We start from the raw sequence: 21,132 nt of genomic DNA, 5'->3' as shown, positions 1-21,132 counted from the left end.
TTTGTCGAGCGCTGTCCGGGTTCAAAATGACAAATAAAATAGCCACGCGCCAGGCTCTCAGGCGCGTGACAACAGATATTTTCCGCGTTATGAGCCGCTGGCTAAACCAGCGCCGGAGTTAACTCAATGCTGCGACAATAGTCCATAAACAGCTGCGTCGGCCGGGTGGGTTCATTATTAGCGAGGTGCGCCATAATTAAGGTCGAAGCCGGCATCTGATCTTCAATATCCAGCTGCACCAGCCGTTCGCCGTCGTAGGTTATATCGCAAAGCGGCCGGGTGACTAATACCGAGAAGCCCAATCCCTGCCCGACCATACAGCGCACCATTTCAATTGACGGCGAGCTATAGGCCACCTGCGGGTGATAGCCCTTCTCCTTAAAAATGGTAATAAAATAGTTTTTACTCGGTACCGCATCGAGCAAAATCATCGGCTCCTGGCTTAACTCCTGCAGCGTGACGCTCTTTTTTTGCGCCAGCGGGTGGCTGGCCGGTAATAACGCATAGGGCTTATGCGGCGCATTAAGCGTCTCTTTGCTGATCGAGTGGCCTAATTCCAGATCGTAGACCAGGGCTAGATCAAAACGTCCGCGATGCAGGCCGTGCATTAATTCGTGCTGCTCGCCATCGTAGAGCTGGAGGGTTATTTCGGGATACATCTTTTTAAACCCGGCCACCAGTTTTGGCATATACAGCGGCGCGACGGACTCGAAGCAGCCTACCGAAATGGTGCCGGAAACCAGACTCCCTGTCGGCGCGCGAGTTTTGCTCAAACTCGTAGGAGAGGCGCAGCAGCTCTTTAGCCTTCTCGTAAAAGCGGCGCCCACAGGGGGTGAGCGAAACGCCCTGCGCGTGGTGGCGAATAAACAGTCTGCTGCTCGAAGGTGCTCTCAAGGTTTTTTATCGCAATCGAGATCGACGGCTGGGCAATATGCAGCTGTCGGGAGGCTTCGGCGATGCTTTCGGTCTCCACAACGGTCACAAAGTATTTAAGTTGTTTGAGCGTGAATCGCGTCATAGCCTTACCCTTTATGAAATATTGTCATACGCGGAAACGGCATAGTTTCCTGATATGCCGATTGCAAGCATCGTGCCACTCCCCGGTCAAGAGAGACTTTCCCCGCCGGGCGAATGAATTATTTATCTCGCTGAGCCGGCGGCAATAATTAAAATGCGGCGCTTGCTGATTAACTGCACCAATATGAATCACGATGCACCAAATAAATCCTTCGCGCGCCCCAATATTGCACAACCGGCAATTTACCCGTCAATTTCGTTGGCCAATAGCAGCAATTGTTTTTTTAATGTTTAGTTCTTGTTTCTCACTTATTGCTTTAAATTCATTGAAGTTAATCTGCCTATATAGTTTTTTTAAACTTAAAGACCAAAAATTTACTAATTGCCTGATGGCGAAGAGTACCAGCATAGTGTAATTGCCCGATAAATACCGGCGATGCCCCATTTTAGAACATCGGCATCGTCTTCATGTCCGTTAATTATGGCGAGTGAAATAGCCGATGATGTTTAACTGGAACTACATGTTAAGTCTGCTCAGCGACGCGGATTTTTGGCAGGCCACCTGGACCGTCATTAAACTGAGTCTGCTGACCTGGGGTTGCAGTATTGTGCTGGGCTTTATTCTCGCCCTCGCCAAGCAGTCGCCGCGCAGGCTCTTTAACGTCCCCGCCCGGCTCTATATCTGGCTGTTTCGCAGCCTGCCGCTGCTGGTGCTGCTGATTTTCGTCTATAACCTGCCGCAGGCGGTGCCCTCCTTCGCGGCGGTGCTCAACGATCCTTTCTGGGCCGGCCTGCTGGCGATGGTGCTCAGCGAAGCGGCCTACGTCGCCGAGATCCATCGCGGCGGCCTGCTGTCTATCGCCAAAGGCCAGGGCGAGGCCGCGCGAGCCTTAGGGCTGCGCTACGGCGGCACCCAGCGGCGGGTGATTATCCCCCAGGCGCTGCGGGTGGCGCTGCCGGCGCTGGCCAACGAGTATATTGCGATCGTCAAACTCAGACTCGCTGGTTTCCGTTATCTCCCTGACCGAGATTTTGATGGTCGGTCAGCGTCTCTATTCGCAAAACTTTTTGGTGATGGAGACCATGGCGGCGGTGGCGTTCTACTACGTGCTGATCGTCACCGTTTTTGACTTCCTGCTGAAACGGCTGGAGACCTGGCTCGACGTCACCCAGCGTAAAACCACCCGTCCGGTCGACGCCGAGATGCTGGCGTTGGCCACCGCCGCCCGGCCGGCCGCCGCCCGCAGCGCCGTCGATAATCACCAGCCGGCGCTGCAGGCCTCGAAGCTGCATAAAGCCTACAACAACGTGGAAGTGCTGGGCGCCGTCAGCCTGCAGATCCAGCCCGGGGAAGTGGTGTCGGTGATCGGCCCATCCGGCTCCGGCAAAACCACGCTTATTCGCCTGCTCAACGGCCTGGAGCAGATCGACAACGGCGAGATCCGCATCAACGGCCAGCCGTTTATCCACCTCGACCGCCAGGGCGTGCAGAAGCCGCGCTTTATGGAGAACGCCGAGCACCGGCTGAATATTGGCATGGTCTTTCAGAGCTTTAACCTGTTCCCGCACCTGACCGTGTTCGGCAACCTGCTGCTGGCCCCGCGCTATCACCGGCTGGCGGCGGAGGCGGAGCTCAGGCAGCGCGCCTGCGAGCTGCTGCATAAGGTCGGCATGCTCGAACACGCGTGGAAATATCCGCACCAGCTTTCCGGCGGCCAGCAGCAGCGGGTGGCCATCGCCCGCGCCCTGATGATGCGTCCGCAAATCATGCTCTTCGATGAGCCGACCTCGGCGCTGGACCCGGAAAAGGTCAACGAAGTGCTCCAGGTTATCGAATCGCTGGCCGATGAGGGGATCACGATGGTTATCGTGACCCACGAGATGAATTTTGCCTTCAAAGTTTCTGACCGAATTGTCTTTATGGAAAAAGGGCGCGTGGTTTGCGACGACACGCCCCAGGCGATGCGCGACGGTAATCACCCGCGCGTTGACGCCTTCCTGAAAGACGTGTCTCTGGCTTAACCGCTCCGTTTGTGAAAGGAAAAAAATATGATCGCGCAGTGGCAAATCGAACAGTTTCATCAGCAGGGTTTTCTGGTAGTTGAGGGAGTGCTCTCCCCCTCAGAGATCGCCGGGCTTCAGCAGGATTTTGACGGCTGGGTGGAGGAGAGCCGCAGCCACGGCGACGCCTGGGGAGAAACCGAGGACGGCCGCCCGCGCTTTGACCTCGAAAGCGATCATCGCCCCGACCACCCGTCGCTACGCCGCGTCAGCTCGCCGACCGAGATCTCCGCGGCCTACCGCCGCGCCGCGCTGGATTCGCGGATGGCGGCCATTGCCGCACAGCTTATCGGCGGCAGCGGCACCCGCTTTCATCACAGCAAAATTAACTCCAAGCTGCCGCATACCGCCACCCAGGTGAAATGGCATCAGGATTTTCTCTTCACGCCGCACAGCAACGACGACATTATCACCGCCCTGCTGATGGTCAGCGACGTGACGCCGGAGAACGGCCCGCTGAACGTGGTGCCGGAAAGTCATAAGGGGCCGCTGTGGTCGCACTGGCAGGAGGAGCGGTTTACCGGCGCGGTCGATGACGAGGTGGTGGCGACCCGCTGTCAGCAGCCCGAGGCCTGCTTTGGCCCGTCCGGCTCGGTGTGCTTTATGCATACCCGCCTGCTCCACGCCTCCAGCCCCAATGAAACCGATCTGCCGCGGACCCTGTTTATCAGCGTTTACGCCGCCGAAGACGCCCTGCCGTTCGGCGATAACCCGCTGCCCAGCGTCCACGCCGGGCGGATGGTCGCCGGCGTTGAGAGCGGGCTGGTACGCAGCGTCGCCAACCACGTTCGTCTGCCGCAGAAGCCGCGCGGCGCCTCGTTCTTCGTACAGCAGGCCGGAAACGATCCTGTCAGCATGTGATTGCCCCCCACTTTGGAGATATGTTTATGAAACGCTTAACTACCCTGCTCCTCTGCACCGTTGGCGCTCTGAGCGCGGCTGGCGCCCAGGCGGCCTTTCAGCAGCCGGGAAAAATCATTGCCGGTTCGGATATGACCTTTTTCCCCTACGAATATATTGAGAACAACAAGCCCGTCGGGTTTGATATCGAGTTTCTCGCCGGGATTGCCAAAACGATGGGCCGCGAAGCGGTCAACCTGGATACCCGCTTCCCGAACCTGATCCCCGGCCTGCAGGGCGGACGCTTCGATATCACCAACTCGTCGATGTATATCACCGCCGAGCGGATGAAGGTGATTGATATGGTGCCGTACCTGAAAAGCGGCGAGTCGATCCTCGCCCTCAAGGGCGCCAGCTATCAGCCGAAGACGCCGGAAGAGTTTTGCGGCCATAAGATTGGCTCGATGGGCGCCACCTCGTGGCTGGCGCAGCTGCAAAAGCTCTCCGCCGACTACTGCGTGAAAAAAGGGCTGCCGCCGATTGCGCTCAGCGAATACGCCACCGACCCGCAAACTACCCAGGCGCTGCTGTCGCGGGCGGTGGAAGCGCAGATCACCGATGCGGCGGTGGCGCGCGGCGTGGTCGACAAGCTGGGCGACCGGATTGTCATCTCCTCCACGACGCTGATCTACCCGGTACTCAACGGCTTTGGAGTGAAAAAAGGCAACACAGAGGTGAAAACCGCGCTTGAAGAGGGGCTGAAGAAGTTCAGCGCCACGCCGGAGTATGCCGCCCTGCTGAAAAAGTATAACTTCCAGCCGCCGACCGCAGCGGACCTCAATGACCTGATGCCGAAAGTGGAATAACGCCCGTGGCCTACTCTTTTGAAGAACAAACGCGTATCGATCTGGCGGCGACGCTGCGCATTGTTGCCCACCTCGGCATGCACGAGGCGGTCGCCAATCACTTTAGCGCCGCCCTGTCGCCGGACGGCAAAACGTTCCTGCTCAACCCGAAGTGGCGGCACTTCTCGCGCATTCGCGCCAGCGATCTGCTGCTGCTGAACGCCGATGATGAAGATAACGCCCGGCGCGCGGACGTTGACGCCACGGCGTGGGCGATCCACGGGCAGATTCACCAGCGGCTGCCGCAGGCCCGGGCGGTGCTGCATCTGCATCCGGTGTATGCCACCAGCGTCGCCTGCCTTGAGCAGCCGCAGATCCTGCCGATCGATCAAAACACCGCGCGCTACTTTCAGCGCGTGGCGGTCGATACGCTGTACGGCGGGATGGCGGATAACGCCGCCGAAGGGGCGCGGCTGGCGGGGCTGCTGGCGGGTAAACGCCGTCTGCTGATGGGCAATCACGGGGTGCTGGTGACCGCCGGCTCCATCGGCGAGGCGTTTGACGATATCTGGACCCTCGAGCGCGCCTGCCAGATTCTGGTCACCGCCTGGTCAACCGGCCGGCCGCTGAAGATCCTGTCCGATGAGGTGGCGGAGAAAACCGCCGCCGACTGGGAAAAGATTAGCGACTTTTCCCGTCAGCATTTTGAGGAGATGAAACAGCTGATGATTGACGCCGATCCTTCCCTGCTTGACTAAAGCGCACAAGGCTTCCCCCGGGCGCCTCCCGGGGGAGTCGCTTAGCGCTGCGCCAGCTGGCTGAATACCGCCTGCAGCGCCTCCGGTTTCCGCCAGCCCTGATGCAGATCCAGCACCCGCCCGCGGCTATCAATCAGCACCGACGTCGGGGTGCCGATCACCTGATAGCGCTCCTGGGTTATTTTCAGCCGATCGCGCAGCACCGGATAGCTGATGCCGTGCTTTGCCAGCAGCGGCGCGATATCGACGCTATCGGGGTCGGTATTGACCGCCACCACCACCACCTTATCCGGCCAGCGCTGGCTCAGCGCCTGCAGGGTATCCATCTCCGCCAGGCAGCCGCCGCAGCCGGCGGACCAGAAGTTAAGATAGATAGCCTTGCCGCGCCAGCGTTCAAGGCTGGCCGCGTTATCCTGCAGATCGAAGACCGCCAGCGCCGGCGCCGGCTCGCCGCGCGCCAGCTTCTCCTCTTTGCAGCCGACCAGCAGCGTCAGCAGCAGCATGATAATCACCTTAGGCATGCGCATGATGGTTCACCTCTTCGCCCAAATATTTACCGTGCTGCAGCCGCACGATGCGGTCGGCAAACTGCCCCAGCGCCGGGTTATGGGTCACCATCACCACGGTGCGCCCCTGGCGGTGCAGATCGGTCAGCAGATCCAGCACCCGCTGCTCGTTCTCCTCATCGAGGTTGCCGGTCGGCTCATCGGCAAAAATGACCGGCGGCTCGTTGACCAGCGCCCGGGCGATGCAGACGCGCTGCTGTTCGCCGCCCGATAGCTGGCTCGGCAGATGGGTCATGCGCTGCTCAAGGCCGACCTGGGCCAATACCGCCCGGGCGGCGGCTTCATCAACCACGCTGTGGTAGTGCTGCGCCAGCATGATATTTTCCAGCGCCGTCAGAAACGGGATCAGGTGAAACTGCTGGAAAACGAGGCCAATTTTCTGCGCGCGAAAGGCGCGGCGACCCTCTTCGTCCAGCGCCGCCGCGTCGGTGCCGTCGAGGATAACCTGGCCTTCGCTGGCGGTATCAAGGCAGGTAAGAATGTTCATCAGCGTCGTTTTCCCGGAACCGGAAGCGCCCATAATGGCGACGAACTCGCCGCGGGCGATGCACAGATTAATATCCTCCAGCGCGGTGACCTCGCCAAATCGCTTATATAAATGACGGGTCTCAATTGCCATCTGACGCAGGGGCGTGACGGTCATGGCGTTACTCTCCTTTCAACACTTTCGCCGGTTCAACGCTTACCGCGCGCCGCACCGGAACAATGGCCGCCAGCGCGGCGACCAGTAAAGACAGCGCCAGGGTAATCGGCAGCACCGGCAGGCGCAGCGAGATACTGGCATTAAATACCGTCATTCCCAGCAGCTGCGCCAGCAGATAGCCGAGCACCCAGCCGCAGACCACCGCCGCCAGGGTGATAATGCTGGTTTCCAGCAGCATCTGGCGGATGATATCGCCGTTGCTGGCGCCCAGCGCCTTTTGCAGGGCAAACTCGCGGGCGCGTTCGCCCACAATCGCCATCAGCGTGGTGTTCACGCACAGCGACGACAGCGCGAGGATAACGAGCGATACCAGCCCCATCAGCCCCTTGATTTTATCCAGCACCTGGCCTTCGGAGGCCGAGACCTTGCGCACCGGGCGGATCTCGAGGTCGGGATACTGCTGCTGCAGCTGGCCGGCGTAGCGCTCCACCTGGCCAAGATCGTTGCTGACGCTCAGCAGGCCATGGCTGATAACGCCGGGTTTATGCAGCCAGCCCTGGGCGACGTCGAGGCTGACGATCAGCATATTATCGGTGGCGTCTCCGGCCTCCACGATGCCTTTAACCAGCAGCTTTTTGCGCTGATTACCCGCCACCAGCGTCAGGCTATCGCCGAGGCGCAGATCCAGGCGCTGCGCCAGCTTGACGCCGATCATCGCATTGCGATCGTCAAAGCTGACGCCGATCCAGCTGCCGCTCACCTGCCAGTAGGGCACCAGCTTTTGCAGCGACTCGAACCACACGCCGACCATCACTACCTTTTCCAGCTCGGTACGCGCCGTGCCGTACAGCCACGGGCTGGCGCCGTGGATAAGCCCCGGCGGCGCGGCGTCGAGAATCGCCTGCAGCTCGGGCTGCGCCATGCTGGTGCCGTGTCCGGGGCCGATATAGAAATTGGCGCCGAAGGTGCGCAGCTCTTCGCTCATTTTGCTGTTAATGTCGAACCACACGGCGGAGAGCGCCGTGACGATGGTCGCCCCCACCGCCAGCGCGGCAAACACCACGGCCACCCGCTGCAGGCGCAGGCGCAGCGCCCGCCGCACCAGCAGCCACAGCATGTCGCGCTTAACGGCCATACAGCACCTCCACGGGATAAAGACGGGCAATGCGCCGCGCCGGGAACCAGGTGCCGATTAACGCAATCAGCACCGCAATCACCAGCACGCAGGGGACCACCACCCAGGCAAAATTAAGCGGCGTCGCGAACAGCATCAGGCCAATCACCTTCGCCAGCCCCCATCCCGCCATGCAGCCAAACGCTCCGCCCACCAGGCCGCCGAGCGCCGCTTCAAGGTAAAACAGCAGCAGGATTTGCCACTGCCGCGCGCCCAGCGCTTTCATCAGGCCGATCTCTTTCGCCCGCTCCATAATGGTGCTGGTCATCAGCGAGGCGATCCCCATCGCGGCGGCGGCCAGCGCCGCCAGGGTCACGACCGCCATCAGCAGTCTGAATTTTATCGATAACCACCCCTTCCGAGGCGGCAACCTGCCACACCGGCCGCACCTGGGCGCCGGAGATCGCCTCCTCCAGCTGATGGGCAATGGAAGAGACGTAGGCCGTGCAGTACCACAGGTCATACTCCTCGGCATTCAGCGCTTCCAGATCCTCGCGCGCCCGGCGCGAGAGCTCGTTCTCCGGCACCGTCAGCGCCGACACGCGGATCGCCTGCACTTTCCCCGGCAGGCCCAGCAGCTGCTGAACGACGTCCAGCGGCATCACCAGCTGGTTATCTTCATCGCCGCCGCTGGATAAAATACCGCTCACCTCAACGGTCAGATCGCGCTCCGCGGTCCGCAGCGTCAGGCGGGCGCCCGGCTTCCAGCCGGAGCTGCGCGCCAGCGCGTGGCCGACCAGCGCCTGCGGCAGCGGGCCCGGCGGCTCCTGCGGCCACTCGCCGGCGACCTGCCAGTAGGGGCTGACCGTACGCTGCCCGGTTTGGTAGCCCTCTTCATCCGGTATCGCCACCGGCTGGCTGAAGAAGGTCCCCAGCAGCCGAATATCCCGACCGTTGACCTGCGCTTCGCCGCCGAGCATCGGGGCGAAGCCGACGATATTGTTGCGCCAGAAGATATCTTTAATATTGGGCAGCTCGGACTCATCAAGGAAGTCATCGCTGGCCAGCGGGTTGCTTTGCTCGCTGAACAGCGCCGGCAGCGCGGCCTGCCCCGCCGGTTCAATCAGGATATTGGCGCCGTAGGATTTCAGCTCGCGCGACATCTTATCGCCGATGTCGATAGAGACCGCCAGCAGCGCCGAAATCAGGCTGGCGGCGAGAAAAACGGTCAGCACCGCCAGCGCTTTTCGCCGCAGGTTGCGCCCCCATGAGCGGTAGATCATTCGCCACAGCATCGCTACTCCTCCTTCACCGCGTCGGCAACGAACTGCTCCGGCGCCTGACGAAAACGGTCATAGTTGGCTTCGGAGGCGAAGAACCAGGTCTTACCGCCATAGCTATATTTAAAGTCGGCCGCGGTATTGGTCAGGCTCGAGCCGTCCACCGGGTCGGTAACCTTGATGGTCAGCACCGTCGAGAAGTAGTTGCCCCCTGTCGCCAGCGCGCTGCCGGGGATCGTCAGACTCGGTTTCGTCGTTGCGCCAGCCGTCGATCGGCACCGGATTGCAGCCGCCGGGTTTGCCAATCGACGGGATAAAAATGTGCACCCCGCAGGCGACGCAAATCACCTGGTTGCCCTCCATCACGTAGCCCTGATCGCCGCACAGCAGGCAGGCGTCGAACACTACGCCCAGACGCAGCTTGCCGGGATAGCGGTTGATCACAAAAAAGCGCACCGCTTTGCCGTCGTCCGCCACCCAGACGAAGCGGTGCAGCTTCCCGTCGCGGACCTGCTCAAGAGGAATATGCACCAGCCCGTCGGCGGCGAGCGTCACCGGCTGCGCTTCGGACAAGCGCGGCGGCTGCGAGGCCACCCGCTCCCACCACAGCTGGCCGCCGATAATCACCAGCGCGCAGGCGACGGTGGTCAGCCACAGGCGGCCGGCTCCCCGGCGTTCAGCGAGCGCCAGCCGGCGGTCAATCGGCCGCTCGGCGGCCTTCACCGCCCGGGCGTAACCGCGCAGCGTCGGGAGCCACAGCAGGCTCATCAGCAGCAGTATCGCGCCGGCGGCCCAGCTATAGAGCGCGGCATTATTGGTCACTTTGGCGACAAAGCTCAGCAGCGGCTTCAGCAGCGGTATCACCTGCAGCTTCATCAGCAACAGTAGCAGCGTTCCGCTCAGCGGCAGCCACAGCAGCACCATCAGCAGCAGGGTCAGCGGCCAGTAGAGCCTGCGCATCCGCCGCAGCAGCATCGCGCAGAGCGCGGCGGCGAGGCACAGCGTGGCCAGCGCGAGGACGATCGCCGTCAGGTTCAGCAGCAGATCGGTATTGAGGACGTGAGTTGAGGTCAGGCCGCTGAGGTTCGGATCCAGCCCCCAGCGGCGGGCGGCGCCGGCGACAAGAATCCCCTGCCACAGGTAGCGAATCCGCTGCGACGCCCACCAGAAGCTGAGCAAAAACAGCAGCGAAAGCAGAATTTCCGCGCCGACGAGGATCAACTGCAGCGGCTGGCCGCCGCGAACGTAGAGCCCCGCCAGCAGGCCGGCGGCCAGCGCCGCGATCAGCGTCCAGGCCAGCGGGCGCAGCGCGGGGGCGTCGCCGCGTCCCCAGAGCGCGGCGGACAGAAGCGCAATGCAGAAAAAGACCTGTAGCGTCGAGACGAAAAAATAGCTCATGACTTCAACTCTGTACGGCAAATAAATAACACGCCGCAGGATGACCGGCGGGCCATCCTGCGTAACAGCGGCGGCGTCTGTCGCCGCGGACTGGCAGATACGCCAGGGGCTTAGTTCAGGCCGACGTATTTAAACTCATAGCTGACGTCAAACGGTTTCCACCAGCGGCCGACGCCGGTTTCGCTATCGGTATGGCGGTGCATCCCGGCTTTTGACGGCGGGTCGATGTGGTAGGTCACTTTATAGTTACCGACGCCCATCATTTTGATATTGGCGCCGTAGTGCGGGCCATCGCTGGCTACCATTGGCATAAAGGTGCCTTCCTGCTTCTCGCCGGTATCGCTGTTAACCAGGGTGTAGGCGATGGTCAGGTAAGGGATCCACTCCCCCGCGCCAAAGCCGTTTTTGCCCCCTTCCACCGCATGGATGTCGGCTTCCAGATGAATATCCGACTTCGCCGCCGGCAGCCCCATGCCGCGAGGTTCCATATCGATCGGCTGGAGATAGACCGCCGCAAGCTCCATCTCATTCATGGTCACCGGTTCGCCCGCCGGGTACTCCTTAAAGGCCAGCGCCGCCGGGGCGGTGAAAATGCTGGCTACGGTGGCGCTGATAATCAGGGTCTGTTTAAAGGTCATCTGGCACATCCTCTCGTCTTAACATTAAAATAGTCAGAAGTTATTTTTTATACTTTCAGCCGGCGCCGGGCCGCGCCGGCGCATGATCCACAGCGCAACCAGCGCCGCAATCAGCAATATCGCCTGCGGGATCAGGGTTTCGACATAGGGATAGACGCCCAGCCAGCCGATTTCCGGAATGCCGCCGATCAGCGTCGGCTGGAAGAGCTTGCCCTCCACCAGCTCCAGCACCCCTTTACCGGCAAAAACGAACGCCATCAGGTACATAAAGCCGCCGGTGAACATGAAGAAGGGTTTAAGCGGCAGCCGCACCACCGAGTAGCGCATCACCAGCCAGGCCGCCAGCAGCACCACGCAGCCGATGGCAAACCCGCCGCCGATGGCGAGATGGCCGCCAACGCCCTGCGCATCGCCGATCAGCGCGGCGTAAAACAGCACCGTTTCCGCACCTTCGCGATAGACCGCGAGGAAGCTGGTCAGCCACAGCCCGACCAGCGAGCCGCGCGACAGCGAGTGGGAGAGTTTGCCCTCCAGCCAGGCTTGCCAGCGGCGGGCTTCAACTTTAGAGAGCAGCCAGTAGCTCATGAAGAACAGCATCACCACCGCGATCAGCATGGTAATCCCCTCCAGCAGACTCCCGGCTGGCGCCGGAGTTGGTAAACAGCAGCTGGAAGATAAACGCCGTCGCCACGCTGGCGAAGAGCGCCACCACCACCGACTGGCGAATCAGCGGCAGCTTGTCGCGCTGGTCGTTTTTAATCAGATAGGCGACGATAGCCGCCACGATCAGCAGGGCCTCCAGCCCTTCGCGCACGATAATCATCAGGCTGTAGAGCAGCAGGCTCCAGCGAGTCTCTTCCCCCTCCCCAAGCAGGGAGACCGCCTTTTGCAGATCCTGCGCCAGCGCGGCGGCCTGTTCCGTCAGCTGCTCCTGCGGCTGGCCGGCCTTCATCAGGCTGACCATGCGGGTGAAATAGGCCTCAAGGGTGGTCTTGAACGCCGCGTCGCGGGAGCCGATTTTGTTCTCCATGCCGCTGGCTTCGAAGCGGTCGAAGTAGCTATCCTGGATATCCTGAATGGCGCCTTCCGCTTCGCCGCGCTGATAGCGCGCCAGGGCGGCGTCGATGCTGCGATTAATTCCCACCGCCACGCTGGTCCAGTCGGCGTTCGGCGCGGAGTCTTGCGCCGCCGCCGGATTAGCCTGCGTCGCGTCGTCGCGGGTGCCCGGCAGGCCGGGTAGAAGATCTTCCAGATCCTGCAGCAGCGCGGTGACCTGATACGAGACGTCGTTCAGCCGTTCCGGCTGCGCCGTCAGCGCGATCAGAGCGGTAAACTGCTGGTTAATCGCCGCGGCTTCCTTCGCCGAGCGATTCTTACGCACCGCGATTTCCATTTCCGAGTTTTTGAAACCCTGATAGTGCGCCTGCTGGACCTGCTGGCTGGCAAGATCGTAGCGGCCGGCCTGATACTCGCTCACCGCCTGCGCCAGCCGATCGTCGATGGTGCGGAAGCTCTCCTGCCACTGCGCCGCAATATCGTCCCGCGATAAGGCGCTATGCTGCTCCTCGGCCACCAGCCGATGCCCGCCGTCCAGAACCGGTTCGACTTCGCGCAGCGCCTGCTTCAGGCCGTCGATACGCACCTGCACCGCGTCCTGTGGTTTACCCTCGGCAATCATCCGCCGAATGTCGCCGAAGGTGCTCTCCATCTCATAGCTTTTACGCGCCGAAAAATTAATGCGAATCGGCCCTTCAAGGTTTTCAAACACTTCAAAATAGGCGCTCTGCACTTCCCGCCGCGCCTCGTCGTTTTTCTGCTGCTGGTACAGCTGCGCCGTTTTATCCAGCCGCTGCTCGATATCCTCGATATAGGGGGCATAGTGGGTCTGCGCCAGCGCGGAGGCGCTAAACAGGAGGCTAAAAAGCATCGCCAGAAAAAGAAAACGTGGAGCAGCCATTGCGCCTTCCATCGAAATTTAATGATAATAATTATCATTGGCATTTTTGCTTTCGATGTACATGACGCAGATCATGAAAATGTCAAAGCGTGAAAATTTGTGTCAAATATTGCAAAGCATACGACGTTAATAGCGCGCGGCGTCGGCGGCTAATTGCGCCGGATCCTGCTGCAGTCGCTGGAGAAATTTGCCGTAGCCCTGCGGCCCCATCCAGTAATTAATACTCTTCTCAACGCCGTTTGAGGTTAAGGTCGCCCCGCTAATACCGTCGACCGTATAATCGTCGCGCCGTCCGCCGCTATTCTGCGTCACCTTCAGCGCCGGCTGGCCGTTATTATCGCGTATTTTTTTGCCCGCCCACTGCCCGAGCCACTGCGGATCCTCCACCCTCGCGCCGAGCAGCGGCGTCTCGTTCTGCCGGTAGTACAGCAGATCCTTCACCGTGCGGCCGTCGGTATCGATGGCCACCAGCGCGTACATCATCGACTTCGCGCCCTTGCCGAAAACGGGCAGAATAACCTGCTGAATTGTATTGTGATTATCGTGAACAAGATAGATATCGACCAGGGCGCAGCGCTGCCTGATTTGCGCCGGATCGTCGGCCGCCGGCAGGCTGACGCAGCGTTTTTGCGCCGCGCTCCCCTTACCCGCCGCCAGCAGCTCGCCGCTATCGAGATTAAGCTGACGGACGCTAACCCGGCGCTGAAACAGCGCCCTTTGCGCCTGCGGATCGCGCTGGCCGCCGGCATCGAGTCCGGCAACCTTGAGAACGGCAGCGGCGGTTTCATCGCCGTCGGGCTCGGCAAAATTGTCCTTAAGCAGTAAAAAATAACCGCCGGCGGCGGCAAAAAATAAAACACAAAAAAACATCAAAGATAAAACAATAATTTTACGTTTAGCCATGAGTCTATTATCCCCGTTGCCCGATACCTATTGATCGCTACCTGCGACATAGCTTGCAATTATTTTCACCCCGCTGTCCAGCCCAACGTCACCTGGCCCTTAGCGGCCAAAAAAATAGGTTACTCACTAAAAAAGTAGGCCGACAATGTGCTGATAAAATATATTTAACGCACGAGGAAAATATTCCTTAATAAGGGCCAAATAATATTCAGCGCGCTTGCTCCCTATTTTTAGCGAAGAGATAGAGCCCGTCCTTCTGCCGGAAGGAGGCTTCCATCCCATGGCGATTCCAACGCGTAAAAAAAACGTCCGGACTCTGGTTTTTCTTAGGATTAATCTTATAATCAAGGGATAAAAATTCACCTGCCAGCATCACCTTGAGAAAGGCGAAAAACATGTCCAGACCTACTGCGCTGTACGTTCCTCACGTTTTGAGCGCGGCGGATATCGCGCCGGAAGAGCGTTATCAGCAAATATCGCAAAACCTCGGCTGCTATGGGATAGAAGTGGCAAACAACCGCCGCCCGGCAGAGATTATTGCCACGCATAAGACTATATCCGCTATTTCCGGCGACTATTGTAGTGCGATGGGTTCTAAAAATCAGACCACCTTCGATCCTCATCGCGTCGAAGAACAGTCGATCTATATTTCGCTACTGGTGCAGGGCCATCAGATTATTAACGGCAGAAAAAAATCCGTCTCCGCGCAGGTGAATCCGGGAATGCTGATTGTTCATCAGCGCAATGACTATTATCAGTATCAAAGCGACGACGTGAAGCAGACTCTATATCATTCCGCGCAGCGAGAAAATCAAAGAAGTTTTTAATGGCAGGCTCAATAGCCCGATTGTTTCTTTGGAGAATCATCCCCTGGCGCTGTTTCTGAAATCGCATATGCTGCTGCTCGATAGCCATTCTGCCAGCCTGTCGCAGAAAGAGACGGCGACCGTTGTCGACGGTCTGCACAATATGGCGCTATTAGTGCTGAGCGATATCGCGAAACAGCAGGGATTAATGTCGTCAGGAAAGCTGGGGCATCTGGTGAATAGCGCGAAATCGTTTATCGCCCTGCACTATCAACAGCACGATCTCTCCCCGGACCTGCTGTCGAAAGCGCTTCGCTGCTCGCGCTCCAGCCTTGACCGCGCCTTCAACGAACAGGGAACCTCGGTCATGACGGTGCTCAAAGAGCGACGTTTAGAGGCCGCGCGCGAGCTGCTGGAAAATGCGCCTCAGCTGCGGGTCGAACAAATTTCGTGGCTGTGCGGGTTTATCAGCCATCCGTTATTCAGTAAAAGCTTCCGCGAAAAATATCACGCATCGCCGAAGGCCTGGCGCGAAAACTATCATAAAGCAGATTAATATCCCGTCAGCGCTGGCGGAAGGATTTAAAGCGCATTGCCCGGCGCTCTTTAATATAGCTCAGCAGGCTATAGACGGAAATGCTCAGCAGGGCCACGGCGACGATCGCTAAAATGATTGCGCTGATGTTCATTATGGTTGTCTCCACATCATTTAGAATAAGCTTTTTATCATAATGATTCTCACTTCGGCCACCAGTCGCGCCAGCCTCAACTCTGTTCTCTGCCCCTCATTTTCAGCGCCGCCGCAGGCGCTTGATCTTCTTCGCCATGGAGCGCAGCATGGTTCGGCAAACCTAACAAAATAACAACACTATCCGCCCACCACAGGAGAGACTCAGTGCCTACCGGACATCGTATTCAGGCTACGGATTTGCATCAGTTTGTCGTCACCCTCTTCAGCCACCTCGGCAGCACCGCCAGCGAAGCGACCCTCGTCGCCGACCATCTGATTGCCGCCAACCTCGCCGGCCACGACTCGCACGGCGTCGGGATGATCCCGAGCTACGTGCGCTCCCGGGCCGGGGGGCACCTGCAGCTTAACCGTCATGCCAGCGTTATGAAGGACGCCGGGGCCGTGGTGACCCTCGACGGCAACGCCGGGTTCGGGCAGGTGGTCGCCCACGAGGCGATGCAGATCGGTATCGAAAAGGCCAAACGGCACGGCATGGCCGCCGTTGCCCTGCGCAACGCTCACCATATTGGCCGCATCGGCTACTGGGCCGAGCAGTGCGCCGCAGCGGGCATGATCTCCATCCACTTCGTCAGCGTCGTCGGCGACCCGATGGTGGCGCCGTTTCGCGGGAAGGACAGCCGTTTCGGCACCAACCCGCTGTGCGTGGTGTTTCCGCGCAAAGGCCAGCCGCCGCTGCTGCTGGACTACGCCACCAGCGCCATCGCCTTCGGCAAGACCCGCGTCGCGTGGCATAAGGGCGAAGAGGTGCCGGCGGGCTCGCTGATCGATGCCCAGGGCGAACCGACCAATGACCCGGCGGTGATGCAGACCTCACCGCTGGGCGCGCTGCTGACCTTTGCGCAGCATAAAGGCTACGCCCTGGCGACGCTGTGCGAAATTCTCGGCGGCGCGGTATCCGGCGGCCAGACAACCCACCAGGACAGCCTGCAAACCTGCGTCGACGCTATTTTCAATTGTATGACCACCATTATTCTGGACCCGGAAACCTTCGATGCTCCGCAGATGCAGAGCCAGACCGAGGCCTTTATCGCCTGGTGTAAGGAGTCGCCGCACGATCCGGACGCCCCGATTCTGGTGCCCGGCGAATGGGAACAGGCCAACCGTCAGGAGCGGCTGGCGCGGGGTATTCCGCTGGACGAGGGCAGACTGGCAGGCCATCTGCAACGCGGCGCAGGAAGCCGGTTTAGCCCCACAAACTCTGGATCACTTCCGGCAAAAAATGGCCTGACCTCCCGCCCTGCGCCCCTTTCTTCGCGCCGCCCGCCGGCGCGTCGGGCCGCTCGTCACCGTCAGTAGCGACGACATCGCGACGAACCTGCGCCGCGACTCAATCTGTGACGTTGTCACTCACTCCGTCAGACGTCGTCGATCGTCGGCAGCAGCTTTTCCACCAGCGCCGTCCACATCAGCACCCCGGGCTCGATCAGGTCGTCATTAAAATCATAGCCGGCGTTATGCAGCGGTTTTGACGGCGTCTCGCCATCAGTACCAATCCAGAAATAGGCGCCGGGACAGGCTTCCAGCATGCAGGCAAAATCTTCCGAGGCCATCGACGGGCTGACCTCGGCGTTCACCGCCGACTCGCCCAGCGCGGCAACCGCCGCGTCGCGGACGCTCAGCGCCTGCGCCGGATGGTTGCGGGTGACCGGATAGCCGGGATACCAGAAAATCGCCCCCTGCACGTCAGAGACCTGCGGCTGCGTCGCCACGTAGCGCTCAATCAGCCCTTTTACCCGCTCGCGAACCGGGTTGCTCAGGCAGCGGAAGGTGCCGCGCAGCACCACTTTATCCGGCAGGACGTTGATCGCCTCCCCGCCGCTAATCTGCGTAATGCTAACCACCGCCGACTCCTGCGGCGACAGGCGGCGCGACGGGATCGTCTGCAGCGCCATGATAAGCTGCGCGGCGGCGACGATCGGATCGGCCCCGCTCTCCGGCATCGCCGCGTGGCAGCTTTTGCCGGTCAGGGTGATTTCGAAGGCATCGAGAGAGGCCATCATCGCGCCGCTGTTAAGCGCCACCTGCCCCAGCGGGAGCCCCGGCCAGTTGTGCAGGGCGTAGATGGCGTCCATCGGAAACAGGGTAAACAGCCCCTCTTCGACCATTTTGCGCGCGCCGCCGAGGTTCTCTTCCGCCGGCTGAAAAACAAAATGCACCGTGCCGCGAAAACGGCGGGTGCGCGCCAGATGCGCCGCCGCCGCCAGCAGCATCGCGGTATGACCGTCATGGCCGCAGGCGTGCATCACGCCGGGATTGCGGGATTTGTAGCTGACCTCGCCGAGTTCGGTAATCGGCAGAGCGTCCATATCGGCGCGCAGGCCAATAACCGGGCCAGGGCCGTTCTCCAGGGTCGCCACCACCCCCGTTCCCGCCAGCCCCGTATGCACCTGCAGGCCAAACGAGGCCAGCAGTTCGGCGACGCGACGGGAGGTTTTCTGTTCCTGGTAGCCCAGTTCAGGGTGAGCATGAAAATCGCGTCGCCAGCCAATAGCCTCGGCGATGGATGAAGGCGATACTGCCATGTCGTACTCCTTTCCTGCACAGCATCAGCGCTGAACGAGTGTGGTTATTGGTATGCATTTTATCCATGCGCCCCGCGGGCGCCGGGCCGCTCTATGAGTTATATCCTTTCGCCCGCGCGCTGACAACTCTCGCTAAACCTCCGTCCGGCGGCCTTTGGCGAGCGGCAGCGGCGCCCTTCTCATTAATGGTAGCCATTTCAACGGTGACAGACGGCATATGATTAACTAATATGCAGGGCTGTTGGCGATTAGCCAGATTATCCACCTGTTGACTTCCGTTATCGGGAATAAAATGTTTAACCCAGACCACAATCGCTTAGCGCCGACGCTGGCGATGATCATGGCCGCCTCGCTGGTAGGCTTTATCACCGGCTATACGGTGCCGCTTATCAGCCTTGAGCTGGCGCAGCAGCAAATTGACACCGTCTATGTTGGCCTGCTGGCCGCGCTGCCGCCGGCGGGCATGATGCTCTCCTCCTTCCTTTCTCCCGCGCTGTGCCGCCGTTTTGAGATGGGCGTACTGCTCAGTGCAAGCCTGATCCTGCTGGCTCTGGCGACGGTAGCCTGCTGCCTGACCGTCGATCTGACGCAGCTCCTGCTGCCGCGCTTTCTCACCGGCCTCGCCTCAGGGGTGATTATCGTGCTGGGAGAGAGCTGGATCACCGGCGGCGCGGCGGGGAAAAATCGCGCCACCCTGACCGGGATTTACGCCTCGGCGTTTACCGGCTGCCAGCTGGCCGGGCCGCTGCTGATTTCCGCCGGCCCCGACTATCAGTCATGGGTACTGCTGGCGATCTGCGGCCTGACCGCCCTGTGCCTGTTTATGCTGCGCCACCTGCCGGGCGGCAGCCGCGAGAGCCTCGCCGAACGCGCAAGCTGGCGCAGCCTCGGCGCATTTTTGCCGGTTCTGGCTTCCGGCGTATTCTGCTTTTCCTTCTTAGATGCCAGCATCCTGGCGCTGCTGCCGCTGTACGGCATAGATAAGGGGCTAAACGAGTCGATGGCGGTACTGCTGGTGACGGTGGTGCTTACCGGCGATGCGCTGTTCCAGGCGCCGCTGGGCTGGATTGCCGATAAGTTTGGCATCCGCCGCGTGCACCTCGGCTGCGCGCTGGTGTTCTGCCTCGCCCTGCTGGCGCTGCCCTTCCTGCTCGGCTCGCGCGTTCAGCTAATCGCCGGCTGCCTGGTTCTCGGGGCGGCGGCGGGCGCGCTCTATACCCTGTCGCTGGTGCGCGCCGGTAAAACCTTCTCCGGGCAGAAGCTGATCATGATAAACGCGCTATTGGGCTTCTTCTGGTCAGCGGGGAGCGTTGCCGGACCGGTGATCAGCAGCCTGGCGATCGGCGTTTCGGGATATGACGCCCTGATCGTCACCCTCTTCGCCAGCGGCCTGCTGTTCCTGCTGATTCAGGGCTTAGGTAAGAGCGAGAAGACGCTGCTGGCCAACGAGGGCGAAGCTTCGGTCGCGGAAGTTGGCGAAGCGGCGCAGTAGCGCGCCGTTTCGCCTGCGGCAATATGATAAAGCGGCCCCGGCGGCCGCTTTTGCTTACAGCACCTTGCTGAGGAACGCGGCGGTGCGCGGGTTGCCCGGAGCGCTAAAGATCTGCTCCGGCCGGCCCTGCTCCTGAATAACCCCGCCGTCGATAAAGATAACCCGGTCGGCAACCTCGCGGGCAAAGCCCATTTCATGGGTCACAATCACCATCGTCATCCCTTCGCTGGCGAGATTTTTAATCACCGCCAGCACGTCGCCGACCAGCTCGGGATCGAGCGCCGAAGTCGGTTCATCGAACAGCATGATCGACGGCTTCATCGCCAGCGCGCGGGCAATCGCCACCCGCTGCTGCTGGCCGCCGGAGAGGCTGGAAGGCCAGGCGTCGCGCTTATCGCTCAGCCCCACCTTTGCCAACAGATCTTCCGCCAGCGCAACCGCCGTCTGGCGGGCCATGCCGCGCAGGTTCATCGGCGCCATGATCAGGTTTTCCAGCACCGTCATATGCGGGAACAGGTTGAAGCGCTGAAAGACCATGCCGACGCTTTCACGCATCTTATTCAGGTCGGTGGCGCGGTCGTGGACGGCAAAGCCGTTGACTTCAACTTCGCCTTCGCTGACGGTTTCCAGCGCGTTCATGCAGCGCAGGAAGGTGCTTTTCCCCGAGCCCGACGGGCCGATGATGCACACCACTTCCTGCGGCTGAATATCGCAGTCTGATGCCGCGCAGAACGTGGCTGTCACCGAAGCGTTTGTGCAGATTGTTAATGTGAATCACTTTTGCCAAACCTCTTTTCCAGACGGTTAACCAGCTGTGCCAGCAGGAAGGTAATCACCCAGTAGACCAGAGAGATCGTCAGGTAGGGTTCCCAGTAAGTGGCGTAGGCGCCGGAGACGGTGCGCGCGGCGTAGGCCAGGTCGGCAAGGCCAATCGCCGACGCCAGCGAGGAGTCCTTGACGATCGCGATGGCGTTGTTGCCCAGCGGCGGCAGAATGCGGCGAAACGCCTGCGGCAGGATCACCTGGCGCATGGTTTTCCACCACGGCATCCCCAGCGCGCGGGAGGCTTCCATCTGCCCTTTGTCGATCGACTGAATGCCGGCGCGGAAAATTTCCGAAACGTAGGCCCCGGCGTTCAGCGTTATCGCCACCACGCAGGAGAGAAACGCGCCGTAGTTAGAGCGCAGCTCGCGGGCAAAGTCGGCGCTCATCATGCCGCCGGTGACCAGCAGGCCGTCGCGCGGGTTGATAAACAGTGGCACCAGCGCGAAGTGAACCACCATGATCTGCACAAACAGCGGCGTGCCGCGAAATGCGCTGACGTAGAAGCGCACCGGGAACTGTACCAGGTAGCGCAGAACGTATTTCCAAACGCCGTGCTCGGCCTTCGCCATCCGCCCAAGCCCGAGGGTCAGCCCCCACAGGGTGCCGAGGATCACGCAAATAATGGTGCATTTAATGGTCATCAAGGCGCCGTCCATAAACAGCGGACCGTACTCCTCGATGATCTCCCAACGGAATCCCGTCATAACCCTTCCCTA

At 60.5% G+C, this 21,132-nt stretch carries 14 protein-coding genes and 7 pseudogenes; 8 read left to right on the top strand and 13 right to left on the bottom strand.

Annotated elements, in window-relative coordinates:
- Positions 1 to 101: 101 nt before the first annotated feature.
- Positions 102 to 1,018: pseudogene (locus ABOC21_RS10745) on the bottom strand (LysR family transcriptional regulator).
- A 499-nt stretch (positions 1,019 to 1,517) separates the two neighbouring features.
- On the opposite strand from ABOC21_RS10745, the pseudogene ABOC21_RS10740 reads away from it, so the two are divergent.
- The 4 genes and pseudogenes from ABOC21_RS10740 (at position 1,518) to ABOC21_RS10725 (ending at position 5,521) form a co-directional block, all read left to right on the top strand.
- Positions 1,518 to 3,039 (top strand): annotated as a pseudogene (locus ABOC21_RS10740) (amino acid ABC transporter permease/ATP-binding protein).
- 27 nt (positions 3,040 to 3,066) lie between these two features.
- Positions 3,067 to 3,939 (top strand): phytanoyl-CoA dioxygenase family protein, encoded by an 873-nt coding sequence (locus ABOC21_RS10735; RefSeq protein WP_426814520.1) that lies wholly within the window; start codon positions 3,067 to 3,069, stop codon positions 3,937 to 3,939.
- A 26-nt stretch (positions 3,940 to 3,965) separates the two neighbouring features.
- Positions 3,966 to 4,784, top strand: coding sequence for an ABC transporter substrate-binding protein (locus ABOC21_RS10730; RefSeq protein ID WP_426814519.1), 819 nt, complete (start codon positions 3,966 to 3,968; stop codon positions 4,782 to 4,784).
- A 5-nt stretch (positions 4,785 to 4,789) separates the two neighbouring features.
- Positions 4,790 to 5,521: a class II aldolase and adducin N-terminal domain-containing protein gene (locus tag ABOC21_RS10725; RefSeq protein WP_426814518.1), complete on the top strand. Its 732-nt coding sequence runs from the start codon at positions 4,790 to 4,792 to the stop codon at positions 5,519 to 5,521.
- A gap of 41 nt (positions 5,522 to 5,562) precedes the next feature.
- On the opposite strand, the gene ABOC21_RS10720 is transcribed toward ABOC21_RS10725, so the two are convergent.
- From ABOC21_RS10720 to nqrC, 8 genes and pseudogenes are all read right to left on the bottom strand, one after another.
- The gene (locus ABOC21_RS10720; RefSeq protein WP_426814517.1) at positions 5,563 to 6,048 is read right to left on the bottom strand and encodes a TlpA family protein disulfide reductase; all 486 of its coding nucleotides are present in this window, start codon (positions 6,046 to 6,048) and stop codon (positions 5,563 to 5,565) included.
- Positions 6,035 to 6,730: an ABC transporter ATP-binding protein gene (locus tag ABOC21_RS10715; RefSeq protein ID WP_426814516.1), complete on the bottom strand. Its 696-nt coding sequence runs from the start codon at positions 6,728 to 6,730 to the stop codon at positions 6,035 to 6,037. The genes ABOC21_RS10720 and ABOC21_RS10715 overlap by 14 nt, the downstream gene beginning before the upstream one ends.
- 4 nt (positions 6,731 to 6,734) lie before the next feature.
- Positions 6,735 to 7,865, bottom strand: a complete 1,131-nt coding sequence (locus ABOC21_RS10710) for an ABC transporter permease (RefSeq protein WP_426814515.1) — start codon at positions 7,863 to 7,865, stop codon at positions 6,735 to 6,737.
- Positions 7,855 to 9,139, bottom strand: a pseudogene (locus ABOC21_RS10705) (ABC transporter permease). Before ABOC21_RS10705 ends, ABOC21_RS10710 begins: the two are co-directional and overlap by 11 nt.
- 2 nt (positions 9,140 to 9,141) lie before the next feature.
- Positions 9,142 to 10,522: pseudogene (locus tag ABOC21_RS10700) on the bottom strand (Fe-S-containing protein).
- Positions 10,523 to 10,632: 110 nt separating this feature from the next.
- Positions 10,633 to 11,160 (bottom strand): iron transporter, encoded by a 528-nt coding sequence (locus ABOC21_RS10695; RefSeq protein ID WP_128877978.1) that lies wholly within the window; start codon positions 11,158 to 11,160, stop codon positions 10,633 to 10,635.
- 33 nt (positions 11,161 to 11,193) lie between these two features.
- A pseudogene (locus ABOC21_RS10690) lies at positions 11,194 to 13,117 on the bottom strand (FTR1 family protein).
- A 126-nt stretch (positions 13,118 to 13,243) separates the two neighbouring features.
- Positions 13,244 to 14,020: an NADH:ubiquinone reductase (Na(+)-transporting) subunit C gene (gene nqrC / locus ABOC21_RS10685; protein WP_426814514.1), complete on the bottom strand. Its 777-nt coding sequence runs from the start codon at positions 14,018 to 14,020 to the stop codon at positions 13,244 to 13,246.
- A 395-nt stretch (positions 14,021 to 14,415) separates the two neighbouring features.
- Here nqrC and ABOC21_RS10680 point away from each other — a divergent pair, with 395 nt between their 5' ends.
- Positions 14,416 to 14,847 carry a hypothetical protein gene (locus tag ABOC21_RS10680; RefSeq protein ID WP_426814513.1) on the top strand — a complete coding sequence of 144 codons (432 nt, stop codon included), beginning with the start codon at positions 14,416 to 14,418 and terminating at the stop codon, positions 14,845 to 14,847.
- Between the two features lie 28 nt (positions 14,848 to 14,875).
- The gene (locus ABOC21_RS10675) at positions 14,876 to 15,382 is read left to right on the top strand and encodes a helix-turn-helix domain-containing protein (protein WP_426814512.1); all 507 of its coding nucleotides are present in this window, start codon (positions 14,876 to 14,878) and stop codon (positions 15,380 to 15,382) included.
- 7 nt (positions 15,383 to 15,389) lie between these two features.
- On the opposite strand, the gene ABOC21_RS10670 is transcribed toward ABOC21_RS10675, so the two are convergent.
- Positions 15,390 to 15,515 carry a small membrane protein gene (locus ABOC21_RS10670; RefSeq protein ID WP_426814511.1) on the bottom strand — a complete coding sequence of 42 codons (126 nt, stop codon included), beginning with the start codon at positions 15,513 to 15,515 and terminating at the stop codon, positions 15,390 to 15,392.
- A 206-nt stretch (positions 15,516 to 15,721) separates the two neighbouring features.
- Here ABOC21_RS10670 and ABOC21_RS10665 point away from each other — a divergent pair.
- A pseudogene (locus ABOC21_RS10665) lies at positions 15,722 to 16,805 on the top strand (malate/lactate/ureidoglycolate dehydrogenase).
- Between the two features lie 127 nt (positions 16,806 to 16,932).
- Here the strand turns inward: ABOC21_RS10665 and ABOC21_RS10660 are convergent.
- The gene (locus ABOC21_RS10660) at positions 16,933 to 18,099 is read right to left on the bottom strand and encodes a M20 aminoacylase family protein (protein WP_426814510.1); all 1,167 of its coding nucleotides are present in this window, start codon (positions 18,097 to 18,099) and stop codon (positions 16,933 to 16,935) included.
- A gap of 292 nt (positions 18,100 to 18,391) precedes the next feature.
- Here ABOC21_RS10660 and ABOC21_RS10655 point away from each other — a divergent pair, with 292 nt between their 5' ends.
- Positions 18,392 to 19,591, top strand: a complete 1,200-nt coding sequence (locus ABOC21_RS10655) for an MFS transporter (RefSeq protein ID WP_426814509.1) — start codon at positions 18,392 to 18,394, stop codon at positions 19,589 to 19,591.
- Between the two features lie 54 nt (positions 19,592 to 19,645).
- On the opposite strand, the pseudogene ABOC21_RS10650 reads toward ABOC21_RS10655, so the two are convergent.
- Together ABOC21_RS10650 and ABOC21_RS10645 are read right to left on the bottom strand one after the other, a co-directional pair.
- Positions 19,646 to 20,369: pseudogene (locus ABOC21_RS10650) on the bottom strand (amino acid ABC transporter ATP-binding protein).
- On the bottom strand, positions 20,356 to 21,120 hold the full coding sequence (locus tag ABOC21_RS10645) for an amino acid ABC transporter permease (protein WP_095102149.1): 765 nt from the start codon (positions 21,118 to 21,120) through the stop codon (positions 20,356 to 20,358). The pseudogene ABOC21_RS10650 and the gene ABOC21_RS10645 overlap by 14 nt, the downstream one beginning before the upstream one ends.
- Positions 21,121 to 21,132: the final 12 nt, after the last annotated feature.

Source organism: Klebsiella sp. WOUb02 (genome assembly GCF_050058015.1).
GTDB lineage: Bacteria > Pseudomonadota > Gammaproteobacteria > Enterobacterales > Enterobacteriaceae > Klebsiella.
Note: the sequence above shows the minus strand (reverse complement) of the source record. Positions and strands in the feature narration are given on the sequence as shown.

Bases quoted from the DNA above. Each gene is read 5' to 3' on its own strand.
- ABOC21_RS10735 (WP_426814520.1), top strand. From the start codon at position 3,067: ATGATCGCGCAGTGGCAAATCGAACAGTTTCATCAGCAGGGTTTTCTG.
- ABOC21_RS10730 (WP_426814519.1), top strand. From the start codon at position 3,966: ATGAAACGCTTAACTACCCTGCTCCTCTGCACCGTTGGCGCTCTGAGC.
- ABOC21_RS10720 (WP_426814517.1), bottom strand. From the start codon at position 6,048: ATGCGCATGCCTAAGGTGATTATCATGCTGCTGCTGACGCTGCTGGTC.
- ABOC21_RS10715 (WP_426814516.1), bottom strand. From the start codon at position 6,730: ATGACCGTCACGCCCCTGCGTCAGATGGCAATTGAGACCCGTCATTTA.
- ABOC21_RS10710 (WP_426814515.1), bottom strand. From the start codon at position 7,865: ATGGCCGTTAAGCGCGACATGCTGTGGCTGCTGGTGCGGCGGGCGCTG.
- ABOC21_RS10695 (WP_128877978.1), bottom strand. From the start codon at position 11,160: ATGACCTTTAAACAGACCCTGATTATCAGCGCCACCGTAGCCAGCATT.
- nqrC (WP_426814514.1), bottom strand. From the start codon at position 14,020: ATGGCTAAACGTAAAATTATTGTTTTATCTTTGATGTTTTTTTGTGTT.
- ABOC21_RS10680 (WP_426814513.1), top strand. From the start codon at position 14,416: ATGTCCAGACCTACTGCGCTGTACGTTCCTCACGTTTTGAGCGCGGCG.
- ABOC21_RS10670 (WP_426814511.1), bottom strand. From the start codon at position 15,515: ATGAACATCAGCGCAATCATTTTAGCGATCGTCGCCGTGGCCCTGCTG.
- ABOC21_RS10660 (WP_426814510.1), bottom strand. From the start codon at position 18,099: ATGGCAGTATCGCCTTCATCCATCGCCGAGGCTATTGGCTGGCGACGC.
- ABOC21_RS10655 (WP_426814509.1), top strand. From the start codon at position 18,392: ATGTTTAACCCAGACCACAATCGCTTAGCGCCGACGCTGGCGATGATC.
- ABOC21_RS10645 (WP_095102149.1), bottom strand. From the start codon at position 21,120: ATGACGGGATTCCGTTGGGAGATCATCGAGGAGTACGGTCCGCTGTTT.